We start from the raw sequence: 22,183 nt of genomic DNA, 5'->3' as shown, positions 1-22,183 counted from the left end.
ACATGGCATCACTGGATGAGATCCCGGTCACTGAGCTTAAGGGTGTAGGAAACGCTCTGGCTGAGAAGTTGGCACGGCTGGGAATCGAATCTCTGCAGGATCTGCTGTTTCACCTCCCCCATCGTTATGAAGACCGCACTCGCATTGTACCCATGGGCAGCCTGAGGGTAGGAGATGTGGCTGTGGTAGAGGGTGAGGTGATGAAAGCGGATCTGGTGATGGGGCGCCGCCGTAGTCTGCAGGTCACCCTGAAAGATAGCAGTGGCTTTCTGGTGATGCGGTTTTTTCACTTTAACGCGGCCCAGAAAAACCAGCTTGCAGAAGGCTCCCGGGTTCGGTGTTTCGGCGAAGTGCGTCCGGGCCGGGCCGGGTACGAGTTTTACCACCCGGAGTATCAGGTCAATCCTCCACCCATGCCTGGTGACGGCCAGGCTACTCTGACGCCGGTTTATCCTCTGACTGAAGGGATACAGCAGCCGCGGGTAAGAGGCCTGTGCCAGCAGGCTCTGGGGTACCTTCAGCGACATCCGATACGTGACTGGCTGCCGCTGGAGCTATTGGCGGAGTTTCAGTTGCCAGGCATTACGGAGGCGGTTCAGCTGGTGCACTCCCCCCCGACCAATGCTCCGGTGCATCTGCTCATGGAGGGGCGTCATCCTGCACAGCAGCGACTTGTCATGGAAGAGCTGCTTGCCCATCAACTGAGTATGCTTCAGGTCCGGCAGCAGATTCAGGCCCGCCAGTCTTTACCTCTGTTGCCTGCCGGCGACTTGTCTGAACGATTTCTGGAGGAGTTGCCCTTCGCTCTGACAGGAGCCCAGCGCCACGTTATGAGCGACATACGGCAGGATCTTAGCCAGCCATTGCCGATGCTGCGGCTGGTTCAGGGTGATGTGGGTTCCGGCAAGACAGTGATTGCTGCACTGGCGGCTCTTCAGGCCATAAGTGCTGGCGCCCAGGTTGCGCTTATGGCACCGACAGAAATACTGGCTGAACAGCACTACCAGAACTTCTGTAGCTGGTTTCAGCCCCTGGGAGTCCGGGTGGCATGGCTGTCCGGCAAGGTTAAAGGTAAGGTTCGTAAAGATACCCTGGGCTCTGTCCATAGTGGCGCTGCAGACGTTGTAATCGGAACCCATGCATTGTTCCAGGATGATGTGTTGTTCCATCGGCTGGCACTGGTAATCGTAGATGAGCAGCATCGGTTTGGCGTGCATCAGCGCCTTGCGTTACGTGAAAAAGGCGTGGGCGGCACTTTGGCGCCACATCAGCTGATTATGACCGCGACACCAATTCCGCGTACCCTGGCGATGAGCGCATACGCTGATCTTGATACTTCGGTGATCGATGAGTTGCCGCCAGGTCGCAAGCCCATTGAAACCATTGTAATCCCTGACAGTCGCCGTGACGATGTGATTGAGCGTGTGCGCAGTGCCTGTGATCATGGTCGACAGGCTTATTGGGTTTGTACCCTGATTGAAGAATCGGAAGCATTGCAGTGTCAGGCTGCGGAGGTAACAGCTCAGGAGCTGACAGAACGGCTGCCTGGCCTGAAAATCGGGCTGGTTCATGGGCGGCTGAAGTCCGTAGAAAAAGCAGCTGTTATGGAGCAATTCAAGCAAGGTGAGCTGGACCTGCTGGTTGCTACCACGGTAATTGAAGTGGGTGTGGACGTTCCCAACGCATCACTGATCATTATTGAAAACCCCGAAAGACTGGGTCTGGCTCAGTTGCATCAGCTGCGTGGCAGGGTGGGGAGGGGTGAGCAGGCCAGCTTCTGCGTGCTTATGTATCACCCGCCGCTCTCAGCTAACGGCAAGGCACGGTTGCAGGCTCTGCGCGACAGTCAGGATGGCTTTGTGATTGCGGAGAAAGATCTTGAAATACGGGGCCCGGGTGAAGTGCTTGGGACCCGCCAGACTGGCATGATGCAGTTTCGGCTGGCAGACTTTGAACGAGATAAGGGCTGGATTGAGCCTGTGCGCGAGATGGCGCCAGGGCTCATGCAGCAGCCTCAGCTGGTACAGGCCCTGATCAGGCGCTGGCTGGGTGAAAATACGCGGTATGGGGATGTATGACTGGACTCGATATCAACTTTAGATTCAGACTATGCTCTACACTGAAGCCCACGCGGTTGATTTGATGGTCGCATGACAACTGGCACATTCGGGAGAAAATGATGGAATTACCTGTCACGGTTCAGCAGGCCCTGGGCGATGCAGCCAAGGGCGTGTCGCTGAGAGACGCGCGTCAGGCTAACAGACACGAGCTGTTGCGGATGGTGTTGCTTGAGGACGGGCAGGGGAATCTCCAGGTCATCTGTTGCAAAGACGATTTTATTGACCTCGAGCGCCTGAACAAGCAACTGGAGCGGAATTTTCGTCTTATGAAGCCCCGCGAACAGGTTCGTGTGACAAAGCGTGCCGGGCTGCGGGAGCTTCCGGCACTGCCTTCGCTTACAGGCTGGCCTACCATAGTGGACCGTCGGGTAGATGATTTGCCGTCGGTAGCCCTGGCTTTAGGGGAAGGGAATCTGGCCATGGTGATGCCCGCTGAAGATTTTCGCACGCTGACATCAACTGCTGAGCGTCGGTCGGTTACGGTGGCATCGGAAAATATTTCGGTCAATCTGGACGATCCGGACAAAGACCATGCCCAGCTGAAGTTTGCTCTGAAGAAATTCACAAGTCTGCGTATTCAGCAACGTCTGGAAGACACAATGGAACTTCCACCGTTACCTGAAACCGCCCAGCGCATCATTCACTTGCGGGTTAACCCGAATGCGGTGATGGGAGATCTGGTGGATATAGTTGAGAGTGATCCCAGCCTGGCTGCTCAGGTTGTCAGTTGGGCATCTTCTTCTTTCTATGCGGGCGCCGGTCAGGTTCGCTCTGTACACGATGCGATATCCAGAGTGCTCGGGTTTGACATGGTGATGAACCTGGCAATGGGGCTGTCCCTCGGACACACGCTCAAGCCACCCCAGGATCACCCGGACGGCTATGTGGACTATTGGCAGCAGGCTATATGGCAAGCCCAGTCGGCGGGAATTCTGGCCAGCATGATGCCCCGAAGTGAGCGCCCCGCTATCGGGTTGGCATACCTTGCAGGCCTGCTGCATAACTTTGGATACCTTCTGCTGGCCCAGGTGTTCCCTCCTCATTTCGCTTTGGTCTGCCGCTCCCTGGAAGTGAACTCGACTCTTGATTCCTCGGTAACGGAACATTTCCTTCTGGGTATTACCCGTGAACAGATAGCCGCACGGTTAATGGAGAACTGGGGTATGCCGGATGAAGTCACTGTGGCTCTCAGGTATCAGAAGCATCGGGGTTATAAGGGTGATCACAGTGTATACGCCAGGCTTTTGTGGTTAGGCCGGCAACTGTTGGCTGCCAGAGGCATAGCTCTGGGTGCCAGCGAAGCCATAGAACAAGAGGTTTATGACGAGTTGGGGCTGGATCGCAAGCAGGTGGAAGCGCAGTTTGATGAGCTGGTAGACAGTAAAGATAATATTATGGCCATGGCCGGCATGATGGCCACGTAATAAAAAAAGCCGGCCTGTAATACAGGCCGGCGAGGCTTTCGCTCATAGCAGAGTTGTCCGAACATAACAGGAGAAACAACGCAGGGCGGTCATCGATGCAGAAAAACTCCGCCCTGATTTCAATTTAGACAAGGTCTGCAAAAAGAAAAGGTGCTGAGGCAGGGAGCCTGAACTTGAGTGCGTCGTCATTTTTGACAGCTTGGGCAACCTGCTGATATTGCATCAATAAAATCACGCGCTGCACCTTTGTTTGTTGCAAAAAGTTACAAATATCGGCGCTGATCAGAATGCATGGTTCCGGATAGCGGTTGCCGCGCGCCGAATTTCATCAGCGTGGCGCTTTTCTACCGAGAACCGCTCTTTGTCCATTTTCGCCACAAAGCGTGCATCCGTATCCTGGCGAGCCTGATGAGTGGGCATATGGCGAAGTTGTTCATATACTTCGATAAATACCCGATACGGAGCTTTTTCCATGAGCGCAGGCTCAACGTGATCGAGGAGGCCCTTGATACGGAGGCAGGCTTCTGAGTATTCGACCTGGTCTTCCTCAATAGCCATAGCGATTACACGGATACTGTCGATCATGTTCTGGCGCCGTTTGGCCTGAAAGGCCTCTGCCTTTTGCTGGCGTATACGGTTCTCAGACAGCACAACCGTTTGTCGGCGGATAAAGCCCAGTAACGCAATAATGGCGATCGCACCGGTAGTAATCAGGCTCCACTGCAGCCATTCGGGCATTTTCTTCTCCCTGTTTTGTTCGGGCCGGTACAGTTTGCTGTATAGAGCAAAAAAAAGCACCTCACAGATGACTGCAAGGTGCGTCAGCATTCTCCGGCCTCAGCTTGCTACTGACGCCTCGTAATCGCGGATCATTCCGTAGAGTTGGTCCTTGAGGCTCAGTCGCTTTTTCTTTTGCTCCTCAAGATATTCATCAGACGTGGTCTCGACGCCCTGCTCAATGCGGCGCACTTCATGATCAATGTCGTGATACGCTTCGAAAATTTTCGCAAAGTGCTGATCAGTCATCTTCAGTTTATGGATAGCATCTTTAGATTCTGGCAGTTCATTTAACAGATCGTGTTTTTCCAATGGCATTCAGCATTACTCCTGATATGTGACAGCGTGTTCATCAATTTCAGTTTAAGTCCTTTCGTAGAGGCAGGCTTGATCCTTGTCAATGTGTCCGGAGTTCAGGCCCGGGCGAGACGTGTATCGGCATTACCTGGCTTCGATATTGCCGTCTTTATCCGAGATCACAATCTCTACTCGACGGTTTTGCTGCCGCCCAGTGGAAGTGTCATTACTGGCGACCGGGAACTGTTCACCATAGCCCTGAATTTCTACCCGACGGCCCTCAACACCCTGTGCGACCAGTTCGTCCCGAACTGCCAGAGCCCGACGCTCGGATAGCTGCTGGTTGTACGAATCGTTACCTGTACTGTCGGTATAGCCTTCCACACGGACTTTCCTGTCTTCATACTCCCTCATGAACTGTGCCAGGCGGCCTATGGTCTTCTCTCCCGAAGCTTTAAGGTCAGCTTTGTTGAGATCGAACAGGACGTCTCCCAACGTCAGTACCATGCCGCGATCAGTGCGTTCCGCCTGCAGTTCCTCCATTCTCTTGCGCAGCATATCGGCTTCCCTGCGTGCCTGCTCTGCTTCGCCCGAACGTTGATCAAGCATCAGCTCCCGGCGGCGCTCTTCTGCGGAATCAATCTGCGCCTGCAGTTTCGCGCGTTCGGCCTGTTCGCTGGCAATCTGGGCGTGGCGGTTAGCCAGGTAGGCAGCATGCTCAATGCGAACCGTGTCATCGCCGTCAGCCAGTAAGGACTCCGCACGATTCAGCTCGTCTCTTGCGCTGCGAAGCTGGCGATCGCCACTGCGCGCAACATCAGGGTCGTCTTTGATTTTGGCGTATGAGGCGCGGGCCTCATTCACCATCGCATTGTCTGGCTGGCTTGTGGCACAGCCGGCAACCAGTACTGACATACTCACAGCAATGCCCAGTGTTATGTTGCATTTGTTCATAACAGTCTCCTTTCCAGATATGGCAATCACTGGCTTTGATGGATTTGTTTGCGCAGAGACTCGATGTTGCTGTTGATCTCCTCTACAGCGTGTTTGGCTTTGGCTGTTTCCGAGCGCGCCCCGGCCAGTTGGGCATCAACGGAGGCCTGTTCAAGAAGGCGTTCGGCGTCCCGGTATTTTTCCTGTTCTATCAGGCTTTTCGCGTCAGCAACTTTATTCTGGGCATTGTTGAGTAGCACAGGTTCAAACTCACGTGCGTCTGCTGCTACGGCCTGCTGAAGAGCGCTCTCTGCGGACTGGAGGTCTGAGTCTGGTCGCTCTCCGGGGCTTGCACAGCCACCAATAGAAAGAGCAATGCCAGTAATCCCGGCGATGTATAACATCGGTATATGCCTGTTCATTCGCGATCTCCTTTCAGCGGTATACAGAAGCGGTGCAGGGACGTGTCGTATGCACGCAACTATCCTGCTACAGGGATTGACGGATTTTTATGAACGGAGAGGTGAACCGTAAAACTGCGGTGTGCCGTTTGCACCTTTGGATGAAGCATAGCAGTCAGTCAGCGACGAACCATGACTGATCCGCAACAAATACTGGCTAGCGAACCCGGTGCTGCTGTCCGTAGACGTTGTAACAAGTTGAAATGTGGCTGTTAAGATGGCTTTTGATGTAATGAAAAAGCCGTCACAAGCAGGCCTCGGCTAGGCAGAAAATAGTCTGAAGCCGTTTGAGGAAATGCTGGGGATGCACTTTTCGAGTAATGGTGGGCCCACCTTCTCTCGAAGTTAGCTTGTAACTATTTGAAAAGGCGAAAGACAGCCATGCCTCATTTGTGAAAGTACCCCCATAAATACCCCCAATTCTGCGGCGCTATCTCCGGTACTTATTGGAGCTTAAAACCCGAATTTTGGGGGCGTAAAAATATTTCAATGGGGGCGGTCGAGGTATTCCAGTGGTGCAAGGATATACCCCGCCCCTCCCGGCTGTCGAACACTCCGCCAGCAGGCAACTTCTGTGCGGGGCTGTAATCCTGTGTTTTCCTGTGTGATTACCTGCGATCCTTGGCCTGTCGCTTGAATCAGGGGAAGGGGGTAGGCTAATCCCTAGGGGCCGACACTCCGGACATCGGTGTCGTAGCCTTTCTTTTGCGTGGTCAGTTCAGGAAAACCAAATTTTGAGGGCTGCAACAATCCAGCTAATTGCATTCTCCCTGTGTCGGATAATCCGCCAGCCGGTCATTCGGTGTTGTAGTGTCGGAAGCGTTAAAGCCTCTGGCTATGGTGGCTGGCGGATAGTGATATAACAACTGGCCCTTATAATTTTCTTATGTAGTGAACTCTCGCGCTCCACGTCACCCATGGGCGGGGCTCGTTCGGGAGTACCTTTTAGTTTGGCGTTGTCAGTAATGGCTTACAGTTCGGTTAGCAATGCTCTGGTTGTACAGGCCTATGTGGTTGCTTTGGCGGTGCTTTTCGCTTCATCTGGTGAGGCGCATAGATGCCCGAAAATTTCTCTTTTACCGCGTGGTTGCCCCGACTCGCGGCGCTATTCAGTGCCTTGGGGGCCCCATGCTCTCTGGGTCGGCTTCGTCGCCATTACCCTGATAACTTATGCCAGATTGCAGCGGCGCGTGCTGTGAGCCTTCCACGGCGCTCAAAAGGTTTACTTCTGTTAATAGCTGAATGCGCACTTTTGCTGCGTACCAGCGCCCTATCTAGCAGGATAAACCTTAACATTCCTTAACAGGCTGGCGGCGTTGCCCGGTTGAGACAATCTGAGGTTTTCTGAGGTTGCCAGCCGCTCAAAATGTCAATATTCGTCAACATGCTGGGCGTTGCCTACTTCCTGTGGCTGCCTTTCAAAATGAGAATGTTTGGCGTTCTGGCGATTGCCTACCAACAGGGGCTTCATCGCTTTTTATAGTCGGGATAATCTGAAGTAGGGCTAAGTAGAAATGGCAGATTGCCCGTTGCCGTCCTTGGCTGGCTTCCGTGTTTAACGTCGATGAGCGAGGGCGGTCACGTTGTCGGGCAATGGCCCATCAATAAGCCTGGCCAGTACGCTGGTGCATACATCCATGCCAACGTATCCGTTCAAGTTGGTCTCGGTGTCAAACTCGAAATCTCGCATGTGCATCAAATCGACTAGCAGGCGCTCCAGGATGTTTCGGGTGGTTGCGTCGATTGTGGGGCAATGTTTCGGCGGTGCGGCCTTCATTGCGTTGTATGCTTCAGAGTCAGTCGGGTATTGGGCGGTCATGTGCATGGTGCTGCTTCCTTCAGGCTGGCGGTGATTGCTCGATGGCGCTCGCTGTATTGCATGATGATTTAAAGGGCTCTGCCCCTTGGTAACTTATAAAGGTGTACTCATACGGGGTAATGAGTGGTGACAAAATGGCCTGACTGGTACGCATGCGGGGTAATGGTCGCTTGCTGGTGGCTCACTTTTCCCTGACTAGCCCGCATACGGGGTAAGTCGGCCCACATACGGGGTAAGGATTCTGTTTTCATTTCAGCATTGCCTCAAGTTTCAGGTAGCGGGCGCTTGGAGCTTTGGTCGGTGAAACGTCCAGTTTTCCTTTGCACTCGTCTATGTTTTTCCAAGTCACGGCATACAGCGAACAACGATTGCGGCCACCTTGCCGGGTCTGTTCGATAAGTCCGGCTTCCAGTAGGGCGTTAAGGGCTCTGTGGAGCGTTCCTTTCGACTTCCAGCCCTTGGCCTGCAATACCGACCATGCCGCGCATAAATCGCCATTGTTGTGGCCTTTGTACTGCCCGGCAACGTCCAGCAGCAGCTTGGCCCCCCATCCGTCCAGCGTCTTGTAAGCATCGCTGCTCAAAACGCTGTGCGGTATGTGTAGAAAGGGGGCGTTGCCTGTCTTACCGGTGGCCCTGGCGCGTCTGTCCTTGGCCATGTTCAGCCCCTCGTGTCGTCGTCCGGTGTGGGCCAATCTGGCAGTGCCGAGCTAATCAGCAGTTCTGCAAGTTCTCGGCTATCCGCTTGCAGGTGGTATATCCCAGGCCGGGTGCTGTGTCCGTCACGGTCGATGCGCTCCACACGTTCGGTGTAAATGTTCAGGTGGAACTTGTCGCGTAGGTCGCGAATGTAGTGGGGGCTGTTACTGGCCCCGGCTACACGGTCGGCTGTTTCGCGGGGCAATGGGCCTATGAGCAGGGCGACGATTAAGCGGCGGTGCCTTGGGGTGATATACTTCCGTAGGCGCTTTGCTGTGGCGGCGGGCGCTTCCTTTTTCATGCTTCGCCCCCTTCCATGCGTTCAGCAATCCAGTTACGAATTACTGACTCAGGCCATGCAACGGCGCGGGCTCCAATCTTTACTGGCTTCGGAAAAGTGCCAGCGGCCATGCCCTCATAGATTGCGCTTCGGCTGCGGGCGGTGATCTGCTCCACTTCCTTGCGGCGTAGCATCCGCTCGAGTTGCTGGCGGTTGGTACCTGCGGTGTGTGCTTGTGCGGTCATGTCGGATTACCCCTTGGTTCCTGTTTGGTTCGGGGTAATCCTCTAATTGCTGGCGGGTGCAGAATAGATAAAAGGGTTTAGGGTGAAGGGGTTGGCACTTCCTGAAAGCCTTGCTGTTACTGGCCCGGAAGGGGTGACCCCTTTATCGATTGCACTTTGATTGGCGGCCTAATGGTGCCCAGCTTGGGCGAATGATTTTTGCCATATTCTCCGCCAAAACCGTAGACGGGGTTTCCATTCGCTTCTTTATCCAATCGGCAACCTCGGCATTTACCGGATACGGTTTACCATCATCTGGCCTGCGCTCTTTCCAGAAATTGCGCCATGCCGCTATGACAATGTCCATGTGGGGCAATTCGCCAGCGCCCATGGCGTCATACAAGGCGCTGAAATCATCGGGCAGGGCTTCCAGTTGGTTGGCTGACGGGGTGGCCTCTGGTTCCTGAAGGGCTCCTATGAAACTCTGAAGTTCAGTCTGTGACACTCCTATAAAGGCATTCTCTGGCAGCTCATATATTGGAACATAGTCTTTCCTGCCAGGCTTTCTATCGTCATCTTCGTCATCAAAAGCATCATAGGAAAATTCAACTAGGCCCCAAAATTCATCAGTGATTGAGTTTTGAATAATAATCGGGCCAAAGCCAGGCTTCGACTGGTCGGATATGTGCCTTTGAGTCAGTGCAGATGTAAGGCGGCTTCCAAGCAGCGTAATGTTGTTGCTTTTTTCAAGGCAGGGAAGGCTCCACAAGCCGCTAACTCGTCTTACGTCCTCAAAGTCTGGTTCGAACACTGTTTCTTCATCAAGAAGCAAGGCCCAGCTTAAGCGGTTCATAAGCTCCAGTCTGTCCAAGAGTCCAAGTGGATCGTTTTCTCTTGAAGTGGGTGGCTCTTCCTCGTGGGCATGCGGGTTGTGCCTGTATTTAACTGCCATTATTGAATCTGGCAGCATTGCAGCTAATGCCAGCTCCTGCTCCAACGATAGCTGGATTAAGTCTTTCGTCTCTACTGGTTCACCCAAAGCTAACGATAAGTATTTTGCTGCATCTTCCAGCGTCAGCCATCGTTTTAAGCGTGATAATTTTAGTGACATAGCGCCCCCCAGCGCCCCTATTCAGGTAGGCCATGCCTGGCGGGTAGGGTTCCCGCTTTTCACTCCGTCGAGCTAGGCACGGCCAAAATTGTTATTTGCTGGCGGTCTGTCCTATGGCCACCACGTTGCTTTGTAGGTCTTTCAGGTTGTCCAAGTAATCGGCCCATTGCTGCATCATGGCCGTTCGCTCTGGTAGCCACGTTGTCCGGTTGTAGGCTCTGCCGTGTACGTCACGAACTTGGTGGGCCATTTGCATTTCTATAATTTCTGTTCGGAATCCAAGGCGCTCTGTTAGCACGGTCTTGGCCATAGCCCGGAATCCATGGGCAGACATAATGCCCTTCAGTTCAAGACGGTTCAGGGCTCCGGTAACGGCGTTCTCACTCATGGGTCGGCCTTTGCCGTGCCCACTAGGGAATACCCATTCATCGCGCCCGTTAATGCCCTCCAGCTCCCTCAGCAGGGTGATTGCTTGGCTGGCTAGGGGAACTATAAGGGGCTCCCCGTTTTTGGTGGTCTCGGTTGTCCAGGTGGCGGCTTGCCAGTCGATTTCCTCCCAGCGCATGTGCCGTAGGTTGCCGGGCCTCAAAAACAGGTAGGGCGATAGCTTCAGGGCCAGGCATACCGTAGGGCTTCCCCAATAGGTGTCTACCTTTCTCAATAGTTCGGCTATTTCGTCGGGTGTGACTACGGCGGCGTGATGCTTCACGTTTGGCGCGGGTAATATGCCCCGGAGGTCTGCGGTAACGTCCCGTTGGGCGCGGCCTGTGCTTACGGCATACCGGAATACCTGCCCGATTAGTGTTTTCAGTCGGTGGGCGTTGTCTACGTGTCCCCGGTTCTCAATCTCCCGCAATACCCCCAAAACATCGGGCGGCTCTATCTCGCCAATGGGGAAGCGGCCTAGCTTGGGGTATGCGTACATTTCGAGGCGGCGGACGTTCTTCGGGTAGGTCGTCGCGCCTACGTTCTTCTTGTGCACCTGCTCTAGCCATTCCAGGGCCACGGCTTTGAAGGTGTTAGCTGCGGCTCCCCGGCGTTGTGTCTCGGACTGGCGGCGGTGTGCTGAAGGGTCAATATCTTTAGCCAGTAGCTGGCGGGCCTCGTCGCGGGCGGTGCGGGCATCTTTCAGGCTGGTCTCAGGATATACCCCCAGGGCTAGGAGCTTTTCTTTTCCGGCATAGCGGTATTTCATTCGCCAGTACCGGCCCGCCTTCTGAATATCCAAGTACAGCCCGCTACCGTCCGCCAGCTTGGTGCGCTTGCCGTACTTCTCAAAGGTGGAGCTTTTAATCTGGGTGCTGGTGAGCTTGTTGGTGGCGCGGGCCATGGGGGTAGCTCCGGTTGGGGGGTATGTTTTGGGACAAAATCCCAGATACCCCCGAATGTACCCCCTAATTTAGCTGGATGCTAGGGGTATGTATCGGAACTGCTAGGTAATGCTTTGAGCATAAACCCGCTGTTTTAGCGGGCTGGCGGGATGTTTGGAAGTCTTCGGAATTAAAAATGGTGGGCCCACCTGGACTCGAACCAGGGACCAAAGGATTATGAGTCCTCTGCTCTAACCAACTGAGCTATAGGCCCGTTCAGCGAACGCTGTCAGGAATGTGTTTCCCGTGGAGGAAACAAAGCGGGCGCCATTATACCGGGGAGTGGCGGCGCCCGCTACTGTTGTGAAGCTTATCCGTTGCCCTGATCGTCAATAAAGCCTCGCAGGTGGTCGGAGCGGGAAGGGTGACGCAGTTTACGCAGAGCCTTGGCTTCGATCTGACGGATCCGTTCGCGGGTTACGTCGAACTGTTTGCCCACTTCTTCAAGGGTGTGATCCGTGTTCATTTCGATACCGAAGCGCATGCGCAGTACCTTGGACTCACGGGCTGTGAGACCGGCAAGGACAGAGCGTGTGGCTTCCCGCAGGCCTTCTGCAGTGGCTGAGTCCACCGGCGACAGGGCCTGGATGTCCTCAATGAAATCACCCAGATGGCTGTCTTCATCGTCGCCGATCGGAGTTTCCATGGAAATGGGCTCCTTGGCGATTTTCAGGACCTTGCGGATCTTGTCTTCCGGCATTTCCATACGCTCACCCAGCTCTTCCGGTGTGGGCTCACGGCCCATTTCCTGAAGCATCTGGCGAGAGATACGGTTGAGCTTGTTGATGGTTTCAATCATGTGCACCGGAATACGAATGGTGCGAGCCTGGTCCGCAATAGAGCGGGTTATGGCCTGTCGAATCCACCAGGTAGCATAAGTCGAGAACTTATAACCGCGCCGGTATTCAAATTTGTCTACGGCTTTCATCAGGCCGATGTTGCCTTCCTGGATCAGATCCAGGAACTGCAGCCCGCGGTTGGTGTATTTCTTGGCGATTGAGATAACCAGGCGCAGGTTGGCCTCGACCATCTCTTTCTTGGCGCGACGAGCTCGTGCCTCGCCGATAGAAACGCGGCGGTTGATTTCCTTGATATCGACAACATCCAGATCTACTTCAGTCTGCACATTCTGAATGCGTTTCTGTAGCCGGACTATTTCATCAATGCGTTCGCCTATCGCCGCGGCGTAGGGCTTTTTGCTCTTGCTGATTTTCTCGGCCCATTCCGGATTTGCTTCATTGCCAGGGAAGGATTTGATGAAATCCTTGCGTGGCATTTTACAGTCGCGGACGCAAATCTGGAGTATTGCACGTTCATTCTGGCGCACGAGGTCGTTAGTGGAACGCACCACGTTGACTAGCTCATCAAATGCTTTGTTGCCAAGTTTGAATGGTGCAAAAACCTGTCCCAGCTCATTAAGTGCTGCCTGGGTTTTTTTATCTGCACGACCGAGTTTCGCAAGCAGGGTTTCAGCGGTTGCCAGTTTTTCCCTGAGAAGCTCGAAACGCAAACGGGTTTCTTCGGGATCCGGTCCGCTTTCGGTTTCTTCCTCTTCGCCTTCGGAATCGTCGTCATCAGATTCGTCGCTGGCTGCTTCGGGCTTTGCTGGCTCTTCTGGCATGAATGGCTCAGCACCATCCGGATCCAGGAAGCCGGTTACTATATCGCTGATGCGACCTTCGTTCTCGATGATTCGGTCATAGGCCTGGATAACAGTGCCAGCGGTGCCGGGGAAATGGGCAACGGCCGCCATAACATCGCGAATGCCTTCTTCGATACGCTTGGCGATGACAATTTCGCCTTCCCGGGTCAGCAGCTCCACGGTACCCATTTCACGCATATACATACGCACCGGGTCGGTGGTGCGGCCAGCGTCGGATTCTACCGCGGCGAGAGCGGCTGCTGCTTCTGCCGCAGCGGCTTCGTCGGCGGTGGAGTCGCCATCGGTCATCAGCAGAGTGTCGGCATCAGGCGCTACTTCAGATACCTGAATGCCCATGTCGTTGATCATGCGAATGATATCTTCGACCTGATCCGGATCGGCAATGTCTTCCGGGAGGTGGTCGTTTACCTCGGCGTAAGTCAGGTAGCCTTGTTCCTTGCCTCGTGCGATGAGGTCTTTCAAACGTGATTTCTGCGAATTGCCTGACATAGACACCCTGTGAACTCGCTTAAATAAAGATAAAATGAAACAGCCATTATAGCTGTCGCTCTAATGCTCTGCCACCGAATGGTTAGATGGTGATCAGTGCGCAAAGTTTCAAGTGCTGTTACTCGGGAGTTCCCCCGCTCAGCTCTCGGAGTTCTTGCCGTTCCTCGGCTGTAAGGTTTGCAAAATTGCGCAACAGCGTGGCCAGCTTTTGCTGCCTTGATGCTTCTTCATTCGGGTTCAGTATCTCTCGTGCTGCGGCCAGAGTGCTTTCCCGTGCAGGGATGTGCTCTATGCCGTCAAACAGATGGTAGAACCGCTCACGCGCCTGGTTGTCCAGGGCGAGTCTTGCTATCAGTGTTTTCCGATTCCGGATTTCATGTTCCAGAATAAAACCCGCAAAGTTCCGGGCTTGATTATACTGGCGCGACTGCCGGGCCAGTTCAGTGACTTCGCTCGCAATGTCCGGTGCCTCCAGCAGCGCCAGGCACAGAATGCTGTCTTTGCTCAGTTTTACGTCGATACGCTCTTCGGTAACGCGATCTTTCCGTCCACCCTTCCAGTTGCCCCATTGCTGGGGTTGGCGGTTTTGCCACTGGTTACGGCCGCCGCACAAACGTAACATTTCATGCCACATCGCATCCCGGAGGGTGCATCTGGGCATTTTGTTCAGCAGAGGCTCGGTTCTGGCTCTGAGCTCGCCGCGGTTTTCCGGCAGTTGCAGATCCAGCCCCTCGCTCTGGCGATCAAACAGATACCTGGACAGTGGCGTGGCGCCGTCAATGCGTTTCTGAAACGCCTCGGCACCTTCCTTGCGCACCAGTGTGTCCGGGTCTTCACCTTCAGGAAGCATCAAAAACTGCAGGTGCAGTCCGTCGGCCATAAGTTCAAGGGCGTTATCCATGGCCTTGTCAGCAGCTCGGAAGCCAGCCTGGTCGCCATCAAAACAGAACACTATGTGCCTTGCCTGTTTCAGCAGGGCGGTCAGGCTATCCTGGTTCGTTGCTGTGCCAAGGGTCGCAACGGCGTAATGAATGCCGTGCTGGGCCAGGGCAATCACATCCATATAGCCTTCTACCACAAGCAACTTGTCGAGCTGCTTCAGTGCCTGTTTTGCTTCAAACAGGCCATATATCTGGCGGCTTTTATGAAATACATCTGACTCCGGGGAGTTAATGTACTTTGCCTTGTCTTCGCCGAGCGTCCGCCCGCCGAAAGCGATGGTTTTACCCCGGCTGTTCCGGATCGGAAACATGATCCGGTTGCGGAAAAAATCCCGTGGCTTGCCATATTTGTCAGAGACTGCGCCGGTTTCAATCAGCGGTCCCTGAAGGTCCTTGCTGGCGGCGTCAAACAGTGCCGTGCCGGCTGCCGGTGCATACCCCACCTGATACTGTCGGATAATGTCGTCATCCAGCCCGCGTTGTTTCAGGTAGTCTCGGGCAAAGGTGCCTTGCTGGCTATTCAGCGATGACTGATAAAAACGACTGGCAAAATCCAGTGCATCTGTCAGCGTTCGAGCCTGCTGAATTTCCTGTCTGGCAACCTGGTCGTACGGCACTTCCAGCCCGGCTCTGCGTGCCAGTTCTTCTACGGCATCGGTAAAGCCCAAACCGTCAAACTCACGTACGAAGCTGATTGCGTCACCATGAGCTCCGCAGCCAAAGCAATGATAGAAGCCTTTGTCTGGCCTTACATTGAACGACGGTGTTTTCTCATCGTGAAAAGGGCAGCAGGCTTTATAACTGCCTCCGGCCTTTTTCAGGGTAATGCGCGAGCCGATCAGCTCTGCCAGATCTACCCGGTCGAGCAGGTCTTCAACAAAGCGTTGGGGGATCAGTCCGCTCATAGAGGCTCCACATCAGACCCGTTGCATACTTGGGCCAATAGCCAAAAATGCCGCCGAAGCCAGGCCCCGGCGGCATTTTTTGGTCGCTCTGTGCAGCCTGTGGCTGTACAGGCAATCAGTGCTTTGCAGTCAAGCGGCGTCTGCTGGGACTCAGTACAGACGCTCGAACTTGCGCTGTTCCCGCTGAAGCTTCTTGAGATGACGCTTAACGGCTGCGGCTGCTTTGCGCTTGCGAACAGAAGTCGGCTTCTCATAGTGCTCGCGACGACGCACTTCAGAGAGTACACCCGCTTTTTCGCAGGAACGCTTGAAGCGACGCAGTGCTACGTCAAACGGTTCGTTCTCTTTCACTTTAACAGCTGGCATTCGACAATCACCTACCTGATAGATTCGGTTTCAATTTTATGCGCGTCCGGCATTGCCAGACTGGCTCTACCCTGGTCCGATTGGCTAAAACTCGACCAGTTCGTAATTTAGGGCGGCAATGATAGCGCCTGGATCGTGGCGAGGTCAATGTTTGTTCGATGAAACTGCCAGTGAGTTTCGGGTTTCTGCTAAAATGTGGGCCGCTTATCCATTTATACCAACCGATGTGGCCAGGTTATATGCTGATTCTGGGTATTGAAACGTCTTGTGACGAAACTGGCGTTGCCTTGTTTGACACTGATGAGGGGCTGCTAAGCCACGCATTGTTCAGCCAGGTTGATATGCACGCCGATTATGGCGGCGTAGTGCCAGAGCTTGCATCCCGTGATCATGTTCGCAAACTGCTGCCCTTGTGTGATCAGGTGCTCTCCGATGCTGGCCGGACGCGCAAGGACATTGAAGGCATTGCTTACACAGCGGGGCCCGGACTGATCGGGGCTCTTATGGTGGGCGGGTCTGTTGCCCACGCCCTTGGTTTTGCTCTTGGCATACCGGTGCTTGGCGTGCATCACATGGAAGGCCATCTGTTGGCGCCCATGTTAGAAGACAATCCGCCGGCATTCCCGTTTGTGGCTCTGCTGGTTTCTGGCGGTCATACGCAGCTGGTGCGAGTGGATGGCATCGGGGAATACGAAATGCTTGGCGAGTCGGTGGATGATGCTGCCGGTGAGGCTTTCGACAAAACCGCGAAAATGCTGGGGCTGGACTATCCGGGCGGCCCTCGGGTAGCTGCTCTGGCTGAAAAGGGTGTTCCGGGCCGATACCGGTTTCCCCGGCCGATGACAGACCGGCCGGGCCTTGATTTCAGCTTCAGCGGGCTGAAGACCTTTACGCTCAATACCGTTAATGCGGAGAAAAAGTCAGCGGAGGGGCTCACGGATCAGGTGCGTGCTGATATTGCCCTGGAGTTTGAAACGGCTGCAGTGGATACCCTGGTAATTAAGTGCCGGCGTGCGCTTGAGCAGGCGGGTTGTGATCGCCTGGTTATTGCCGGAGGGGTGAGTGCCAATAAGAGGCTGCGGGCCGGCCTTGAGAAAATGGCTGAAAAACTGCGTGCTCAGGTTTTTTATGCCCGTCCTGAGTTTTGTACCGATAATGGGGCGATGATTGCTTATGCTGGAGCCCAGCGTATGAAGGCAGGTCAATGTGACGGTGAACGGATTGTGGCTGTGCCCAGGTGGCCCATGAACAAACTGCCGTCTCTGGGAGAGGTCCGGCTGACGGGGCTTGTGGATTGAACCGGAGGCACGCACTAGAGGCGGATTTCCCGCCCCTGGGCGAGGCGGATCAGATTGTTGCGATGACGCACGACGATCAGGATGGCCAGGAGGCCAAACATGGGCAGGTTTTCCGGCTCAATAAATGCGCTGATAACCGGCCCGCTGATGATGGCGATCACCGATGCCAGTGCCGAGATCTTCCAGCGCCAAAGAACCAGTAACCACAGGGCCGCCATTGCAAGTGTTGTGACCGGTGCGAGAGCAAGGCCGGCGCCCAGGGCTGTTGCAACGCCTTTGCCTCCTTTGAAGCGATAGAATGCCGGGATCATGTGCCCGGTAACAGCGAAGAGTGCGACCATCGCTTGAACCAGAGTGGATAACCCCGCGTGATGTGCGAGCCAGACGGGCAGCCAGCCTTTGGCAGCATCCAGGGCCAGGGTGACGAGAGCGGGCAGCCAGCCGCCAGCCCGGTAGACGTTGGTTGCACCTGGATTGCCTGAGCCCTGAGCCCTGGGGTCCGGAAGCCCCCACAAGCGGCAGACCGGAAGTGCAAACAGCACCGAACCGGCCAGATAGGCGGCGGTGCATAGTGCAACAGTTGTTATCGGGTCACTCAGGGCCATTTTGCGAGCTCAGAGACAAAGACGTATCAGGGTATTATGTGCGAAAATGCCGGCCCTCAATTTGCAGGCCAGTGTGGTTACAGTATCCGCAGTCTGTGTGTTATTCAATCAGCAGTATGTGGGATAGTCCCGGGAGCCCCCTCTTGGCAGATAGCGTATTGATCGAAGGCCTGGTTGTAGAAACCGTAGTGGGTGTATATGACTGGGAGCGCGATGTAACCCAGGCACTGGTGGTGGATCTTGAAATGGCCTGGGATAACCGTATCCCCGGAATGTCTGACGATGTATCGGATGCTCTTGATTATGCAGCTGTGAGTGCGCGGGTAGAGTCGTGCCTGAAAGAGCTTAAGCCACAACTGCTGGAGCATGGTGCAGAGGTCCTGGCGGGCGTTATATTGCAGGATTTTGGCGTTGGCTGGCTTCGGTTGACGTTGCGCAAGCCCGGAGCTGTGCCAGCGGCCCGTTCTGTCGGGGTCTGTATTGAAAGGTCTGTCAGGAAAGGAGAGCTCGGTAATGGTTGATCAGGTTCCTGTCTATATCAGTATTGGCAGTAATGTTGACAGGGAGCGATACGTGCGTGCAGCGCTGGATGCTCTGGCGAGCTGGTTTGATAAACTTGAGATCTCCCCTGTCTATGAAAGTGAAGCCGTGGGATTTGATGGTTCTCCGTTTCTGAACCTGGTTGTGGGTATCAGAACCAATCTCTCTGTAGGTGCGCTTTCACGACGTTTCAAGCAGCTGGAAGCGGAAAATGGCCGGCTCCGTGATGCCCCTAAATTCAGCGCAAGAACCCTGGACCTGGATATTCTGACATACGGTGAAGCTGTGGGTCAGATGGACGGTGTGGAACTACCCAGAGGCGAGATTCTCAAGAATGCTTTTGTGCTGCGCCCTCTGGCGGATATCGCTCCCGCTGTGAAGCACCCGGTATGCCGGAAGAGTTATCTTGAGCTCTGGCAGGCTTACCACGCAGACCAGAAGCTGTGGCCGATAGATTTCAGCTGGCAGGAGAGGGTGATTTCAACGGCGGTTTGATGCGCGGAACAGACTGATCAGGTTGTCCGTGGCACTATCACTTGCTTTCCCCTCGGCACTTGATTCCAGAAGCCTCGGCAGAATGTCCTGCCCCAGCTTCTTGCCCAGCTCAACGCCCCATTGATCAAACGAATCAATGTCCCAGATTACGCCTTGTACAAAGGTGCGATGTTCGTAAAGCGCGATCAGAGCCCCGACGCTTGCCGGAGTTACCTTTTCCATCATAAGGATGTTGTTGGGCTGGTTCCCCGGGATTACCTTGTGTGGAGCCAGCCGTTCAATGTCAGCTTCGGACTCGCCGCTTGCGGCCAGTTCCGCTTTTGCTTCTTCCAGAGTCTTTCCGGCCATCATCGCTCTGGACTGGGCCAGGCAGTTGGCAAAAAGATCTGCATGGTGCGTTGCAACCGGGTTATGGGTCTGCAGGGGAATGATGAAGTCCGCCGGGATCAGGCGGGTGCCCTGATGAATCAGCTGGTGGTATGCGTGCTGGCCATTGGCTCCGACGCCACCCCAGATGACCGGTCCGGTCTGGTAATCCAGAGATTCCCCTTGTTGACTGACCTGCTTTCCGCTGCTTTCCATGTCCAGCTGTTGCAGGTGGTCTGGCAGGCTGCGGAGGTAATGATCATAGGGCAGGATGGCGTGTGTTTCCGCGTCCCAGAAGTTGTTATACCAGATGCCCAGCATGGCCATGACAACCGGCAGGTTTTCCTCCAGAGGCGTATCGCGGAAGTGAGTGTCCATGGCATGCGCTCCCGCAAGCAGTGCCCGGAAGTTGTCCATGCCGATCGTCAGTGCGACAGGTAGCCCGATGGCTGACCAGAGCGAATACCGCCCGCCTACCCAGTCCCACATAGGGAAAACGTTTTCCGGATCAATACCGAAGGCCTGTGCAGCGGACTTGTTGGCGGTTACAGCTATAAAGTGGCTGGCAACTGCTTGAGTGTTGCCACTGCGTTCTATGAACCATTCGCGGGCAACCTTGCTGTTTTCGAGAGTTTCCCGGGTACCGAAGGATTTTGACTGAACCAGAAACAGTGTGGTCTCAGGGTTTACTTTTGCCAGCGTTTCACAGATTTCAGTGCCGTCAATGTTGGCTACATAGTGGCAGCGCAGGCTGGCTTTCCTGTAAGGCTGCAAAGCCTCGGTCACCAGTTTCGGTCCAAGAAAGGAGCCGCCTATGCCGATGCTGACCACATCGGTAAACGCCTTGCCCGTATAGCCTCTGCGTGACTGGCTCAGCACCTCTTGCACGAATGCGTCCATGCGCTTGAGTGTTGTATTGACTTCGGCAATTACGTCTACGCCATCAACGGCAAGGGAGCCTGCCTCCGGGTTCCGCAAAGCCGTGTGAAGTGCAGGTCGGTTCTCGGTGACGTTCACCTTGTCTCCACCAAGCAACGCCGCTCTGCGCTCCTCCAGCTTGCACCGGCGAGCCAGTGCCATCAGGGCTTCGAACACATCATCTGTAAGCCGGTTCTTCGAGAAGTCCAGAGACAGGCCTGCGCCGTTAATGAAATAACGGGTTGCCCGGGCCGGATCGTCCGCAAAAAGCGCCCTCATGGGGGTGTTTTTCAGACTCTCCCGGCAGGCCGTCAACTTCTGCCATTCGGGTGTTGATGTCAGTGTTGAGCGTGGCGATGTCATCAGAGAGTCCTTTTCTGGTGAATGGGCTATGATCTCAGCGGCTGACCGAGATGTTGTCTATCAGCCGGGTTGTGCCGAGGAAGGCTGCAGCCAGGAGTGTAACTTCCCGGTCTTCCGGTACGGCCGGTTTCAGGGTCTGGCTGTTTGCAATGTTGAAGTAATCAACACGCAGACCCGCATCGCGCAGGCTGTTTTCTGCCTCTTGCGCAAGAACCTCGAAGTCCTCACGCCCTCCGGCAATCTCTGCGGATGTTGCTTTCAGTACCCGGTAGATAACTGGCGCAATTGCGCGTTCTTCTTCGGACAGGTAGCTGTTGCGGGAGCTTTTCGCCAGTCCGTCGTCCTCACGTATGGTTGGTGCGCCAATCACTTCAACCGGGATCAAGAGATCTTTCGCCATCTTGCGAATGACCGCCAGTTGCTGGAAATCTTTTTCGCCAAACACGGCACAATCGGGCTGAATCATATTGAACAGGACTGCTACTACCGTCGCAACGCCTTCAAAGTGTCCGGGACGGCATGCGCCGCAGTGGCCTTCACTGACTTCAGGCACAATGATCCGGGTGTGTCGGGCGAGGCCGTCCGGATAGATTTCTTCAGCCGAAGGTGCAAAAACCAGAGTGTTTCCCGCAGCTCTGAGCTTATCCTGATCTTCGAGCAGGGTACGAGGATAGGTATCCAGATCTTCGTTGGCGCCGAACTGCAACGGGTTAACAAAAATACTGGTCACAACAATATCGGCCGCTTCCGCAGCTTTGCGAACCAGTGAGATATGCCCCTCATGCAGGTTGCCCATAGTCGGGACCAGGCCAATGGTTTTTTCCTGCTGGCGGTAGCCGCGGAGGATGGCACGCAGCTCTTTCAGTGAATGTACGGTTCTCATGCCTTGAACGTATGCTCCTCGGCGGGGAATGTGCGCTCACGCACAGCTTCCGCGTATGCGGAAATGGCTTCCTGAACAGAGCCAGTCTCTGCCAGAAAATTTTTCACGAAGCGTGGCTTGCGGCCAGTAGTGATGCCCAGCATATCGTGTAGTACCAGAATCTGGCCATCCGTTTCGGCGCCTGCGCCAATTCCTATAACAGGTACTTCAACTGCTTTTGTGATCCGCGCCGCCAGGGGTGCGGGAACGCATTCCAGCAGAATAACATCAGCACCGGCAGCTTCCAGTTCGCATGCATGCTCGATCATGGTGTCTGCTGACCTTTCATCGCGCCCCTGAACCTTGTAGCCGCCAAACTTGTTTACGAACTGTGGTGTCAGGCCCAGATGGGCGCACACGGGCACAGCACGGTCGGAAAGAGCTGTAATGGTGTCTTTCATCCAGCCCGTACCTTCCAGCTTGACCATGTGAGCGCCTGCACGCATGAGATCGGCAGCATTCTCCAGAGCAGCATCTACCGTGCCATAACTCATGAAAGGCATGTCTGCCATGATCAGGGAGCCGCGGTTGCCTTTGGCTACGCAGCTGACGTGGTAAACGATCTGCTCCATGGTCACCGGTAGGGTGCTGTCGTGGCCCTGAAGAACCATGCCCAGTGAATCGCCTATCAGGATGACGTCGACTCCGGCTTCGCTGACTACCTGGGCAAAAGTGGCGTCGTAGGAGGTGAGGGCGGAGAAGGCCTCTCCCTTTTTCTTGTATTCCCGCAGGGTATTGATGGTAACCGCCATAAAATCCGTGCCTTTTGGGTATGTGGGCCAAGACCGCGCCGGAGTT

Annotated in this window: 22 protein-coding genes and 1 tRNA gene; 5 read left to right on the top strand and 18 right to left on the bottom strand. The window is 54.8% G+C overall.

The window, feature by feature from the left end:
• Positions 1-2 precede the first annotated feature (2 nt).
• Both recG and DS878_RS02970 read left to right on the top strand, forming a co-directional pair.
• Positions 3-2,078, top strand: coding sequence for an ATP-dependent DNA helicase RecG (gene recG / locus DS878_RS02975; protein ID WP_113814459.1), 2,076 nt, complete (start codon positions 3-5; stop codon positions 2,076-2,078).
• 101 nt (positions 2,079-2,179) lie between these two features.
• Positions 2,180-3,544, top strand: a complete 1,365-nt coding sequence (locus DS878_RS02970; protein WP_113814458.1) for an aminoacyl-tRNA deacylase and HDOD domain-containing protein — start codon at positions 2,180-2,182, stop codon at positions 3,542-3,544.
• 282 nt (positions 3,545-3,826) lie between these two features.
• On the opposite strand, the gene DS878_RS02965 is transcribed toward DS878_RS02970, so the two are convergent.
• The 14 genes from DS878_RS02965 to rpsU all read right to left on the bottom strand — a co-directional run bounded on the left by DS878_RS02965 (position 3,827) and on the right by rpsU (position 15,878).
• Positions 3,827-4,282 (bottom strand): DUF2489 domain-containing protein, encoded by a 456-nt coding sequence (locus tag DS878_RS02965; RefSeq protein ID WP_113814649.1) that lies wholly within the window; start codon positions 4,280-4,282, stop codon positions 3,827-3,829.
• 99 nt (positions 4,283-4,381) lie between these two features.
• Positions 4,382-4,639, bottom strand: coding sequence for a YdcH family protein (locus tag DS878_RS02960; RefSeq protein WP_113814457.1), 258 nt, complete (start codon positions 4,637-4,639; stop codon positions 4,382-4,384).
• 123 nt (positions 4,640-4,762) lie between these two features.
• Positions 4,763-5,572, bottom strand: a complete 810-nt coding sequence (locus tag DS878_RS02955; protein WP_113814456.1) for an OmpA family protein — start codon at positions 5,570-5,572, stop codon at positions 4,763-4,765.
• A gap of 26 nt (positions 5,573-5,598) precedes the next feature.
• Positions 5,599-5,973 carry a DUF4398 domain-containing protein gene (locus DS878_RS02950; protein WP_113814455.1) on the bottom strand — a complete coding sequence of 125 codons (375 nt, stop codon included), beginning with the start codon at positions 5,971-5,973 and terminating at the stop codon, positions 5,599-5,601.
• A 1,594-nt stretch (positions 5,974-7,567) separates the two neighbouring features.
• On the bottom strand, positions 7,568-7,831 hold the full coding sequence (locus DS878_RS02945) for a hypothetical protein (RefSeq protein WP_148707060.1): 264 nt from the start codon (positions 7,829-7,831) through the stop codon (positions 7,568-7,570).
• 247 nt (positions 7,832-8,078) lie between these two features.
• Positions 8,079-8,489, bottom strand: coding sequence for a hypothetical protein (locus DS878_RS02940; protein ID WP_113814453.1), 411 nt, complete (start codon positions 8,487-8,489; stop codon positions 8,079-8,081).
• A gap of 2 nt (positions 8,490-8,491) precedes the next feature.
• On the bottom strand, positions 8,492-8,734 hold the full coding sequence (locus tag DS878_RS02935; protein ID WP_148707059.1) for a hypothetical protein: 243 nt from the start codon (positions 8,732-8,734) through the stop codon (positions 8,492-8,494).
• 92 nt (positions 8,735-8,826) lie between these two features.
• Positions 8,827-9,054 (bottom strand): helix-turn-helix transcriptional regulator, encoded by a 228-nt coding sequence (locus DS878_RS02930; RefSeq protein WP_113814451.1) that lies wholly within the window; start codon positions 9,052-9,054, stop codon positions 8,827-8,829.
• A gap of 142 nt (positions 9,055-9,196) precedes the next feature.
• Complete coding sequence (locus DS878_RS02925; protein WP_148707058.1) at positions 9,197-10,144, bottom strand: hypothetical protein; 948 nt, start codon at positions 10,142-10,144, stop codon at positions 9,197-9,199.
• A 91-nt stretch (positions 10,145-10,235) separates the two neighbouring features.
• A complete protein-coding gene (locus DS878_RS02920) occupies positions 10,236-11,474 on the bottom strand; it encodes a tyrosine-type recombinase/integrase (RefSeq protein WP_113814449.1) in 1,239 nt (412 codons plus the stop codon).
• 177 nt (positions 11,475-11,651) lie between these two features.
• Positions 11,652-11,728, bottom strand: a tRNA-Ile gene (locus DS878_RS02915).
• Between the two features lie 96 nt (positions 11,729-11,824).
• On the bottom strand, positions 11,825-13,666 hold the full coding sequence (gene rpoD / locus DS878_RS02910) for an RNA polymerase sigma factor RpoD (RefSeq protein ID WP_113814448.1): 1,842 nt from the start codon (positions 13,664-13,666) through the stop codon (positions 11,825-11,827).
• A 118-nt stretch (positions 13,667-13,784) separates the two neighbouring features.
• Complete coding sequence (gene dnaG / locus DS878_RS02905; RefSeq protein WP_113814447.1) at positions 13,785-15,512, bottom strand: DNA primase; 1,728 nt, start codon at positions 15,510-15,512, stop codon at positions 13,785-13,787.
• 150 nt (positions 15,513-15,662) lie between these two features.
• Positions 15,663-15,878, bottom strand: coding sequence for a 30S ribosomal protein S21 (rpsU, locus tag DS878_RS02900; RefSeq protein WP_072794797.1), 216 nt, complete (start codon positions 15,876-15,878; stop codon positions 15,663-15,665).
• 239 nt (positions 15,879-16,117) lie between these two features.
• Here rpsU and tsaD point away from each other — a divergent pair, with 239 nt between their 5' ends.
• Complete coding sequence (gene tsaD / locus DS878_RS02895) at positions 16,118-17,176, top strand: tRNA (adenosine(37)-N6)-threonylcarbamoyltransferase complex transferase subunit TsaD (RefSeq protein ID WP_113814446.1); 1,059 nt, start codon at positions 16,118-16,120, stop codon at positions 17,174-17,176.
• 14 nt (positions 17,177-17,190) lie between these two features.
• Here tsaD and plsY read toward each other — a convergent pair whose 3' ends face one another.
• A complete protein-coding gene (gene plsY, locus DS878_RS02890; RefSeq protein WP_113814445.1) occupies positions 17,191-17,781 on the bottom strand; it encodes a glycerol-3-phosphate 1-O-acyltransferase PlsY in 591 nt (196 codons plus the stop codon).
• 143 nt (positions 17,782-17,924) lie between these two features.
• On the opposite strand from plsY, the gene folB reads away from it, so the two are divergent.
• Together folB and folK are read left to right on the top strand one after the other, a co-directional pair.
• Positions 17,925-18,302, top strand: a complete 378-nt coding sequence (folB, locus tag DS878_RS02885) for a dihydroneopterin aldolase (RefSeq protein WP_261977567.1) — start codon at positions 17,925-17,927, stop codon at positions 18,300-18,302.
• Entirely contained in the window at positions 18,295-18,816 is a 522-nt protein-coding gene (folK, locus tag DS878_RS02880; protein WP_113814443.1) for a 2-amino-4-hydroxy-6-hydroxymethyldihydropteridine diphosphokinase, read from the top strand. The genes folB and folK overlap by 8 nt, the downstream gene beginning before the upstream one ends.
• On the opposite strand, the gene pgi is transcribed toward folK, so the two are convergent.
• The 3 genes from pgi to panB are packed head-to-tail and all read right to left on the bottom strand — an operon-like array spanning position 18,802 to position 22,137.
• Positions 18,802-20,463: a glucose-6-phosphate isomerase gene (pgi, locus tag DS878_RS02875; RefSeq protein ID WP_113814442.1), complete on the bottom strand. Its 1,662-nt coding sequence runs from the start codon at positions 20,461-20,463 to the stop codon at positions 18,802-18,804. The genes folK and pgi overlap by 15 nt on opposite strands.
• A 34-nt stretch (positions 20,464-20,497) precedes the next feature.
• Entirely contained in the window at positions 20,498-21,346 is an 849-nt protein-coding gene (gene panC / locus DS878_RS02870; protein ID WP_113814441.1) for a pantoate--beta-alanine ligase, read from the bottom strand.
• Complete coding sequence (gene panB, locus DS878_RS02865) at positions 21,343-22,137, bottom strand: 3-methyl-2-oxobutanoate hydroxymethyltransferase (RefSeq protein WP_113814440.1); 795 nt, start codon at positions 22,135-22,137, stop codon at positions 21,343-21,345. Before panB ends, panC begins: the two co-directional genes overlap by 4 nt.
• Positions 22,138-22,183: the final 46 nt, after the last annotated feature.

This window comes from Marinobacter sp. F3R11 (genome assembly GCF_003318275.1).
Lineage (GTDB): Bacteria > Pseudomonadota > Gammaproteobacteria > Pseudomonadales > Oleiphilaceae > Marinobacter.
The sequence above is the reverse complement of the archived record's forward strand: the minus strand, read 5'-3'. Positions and strand labels throughout refer to the sequence as shown.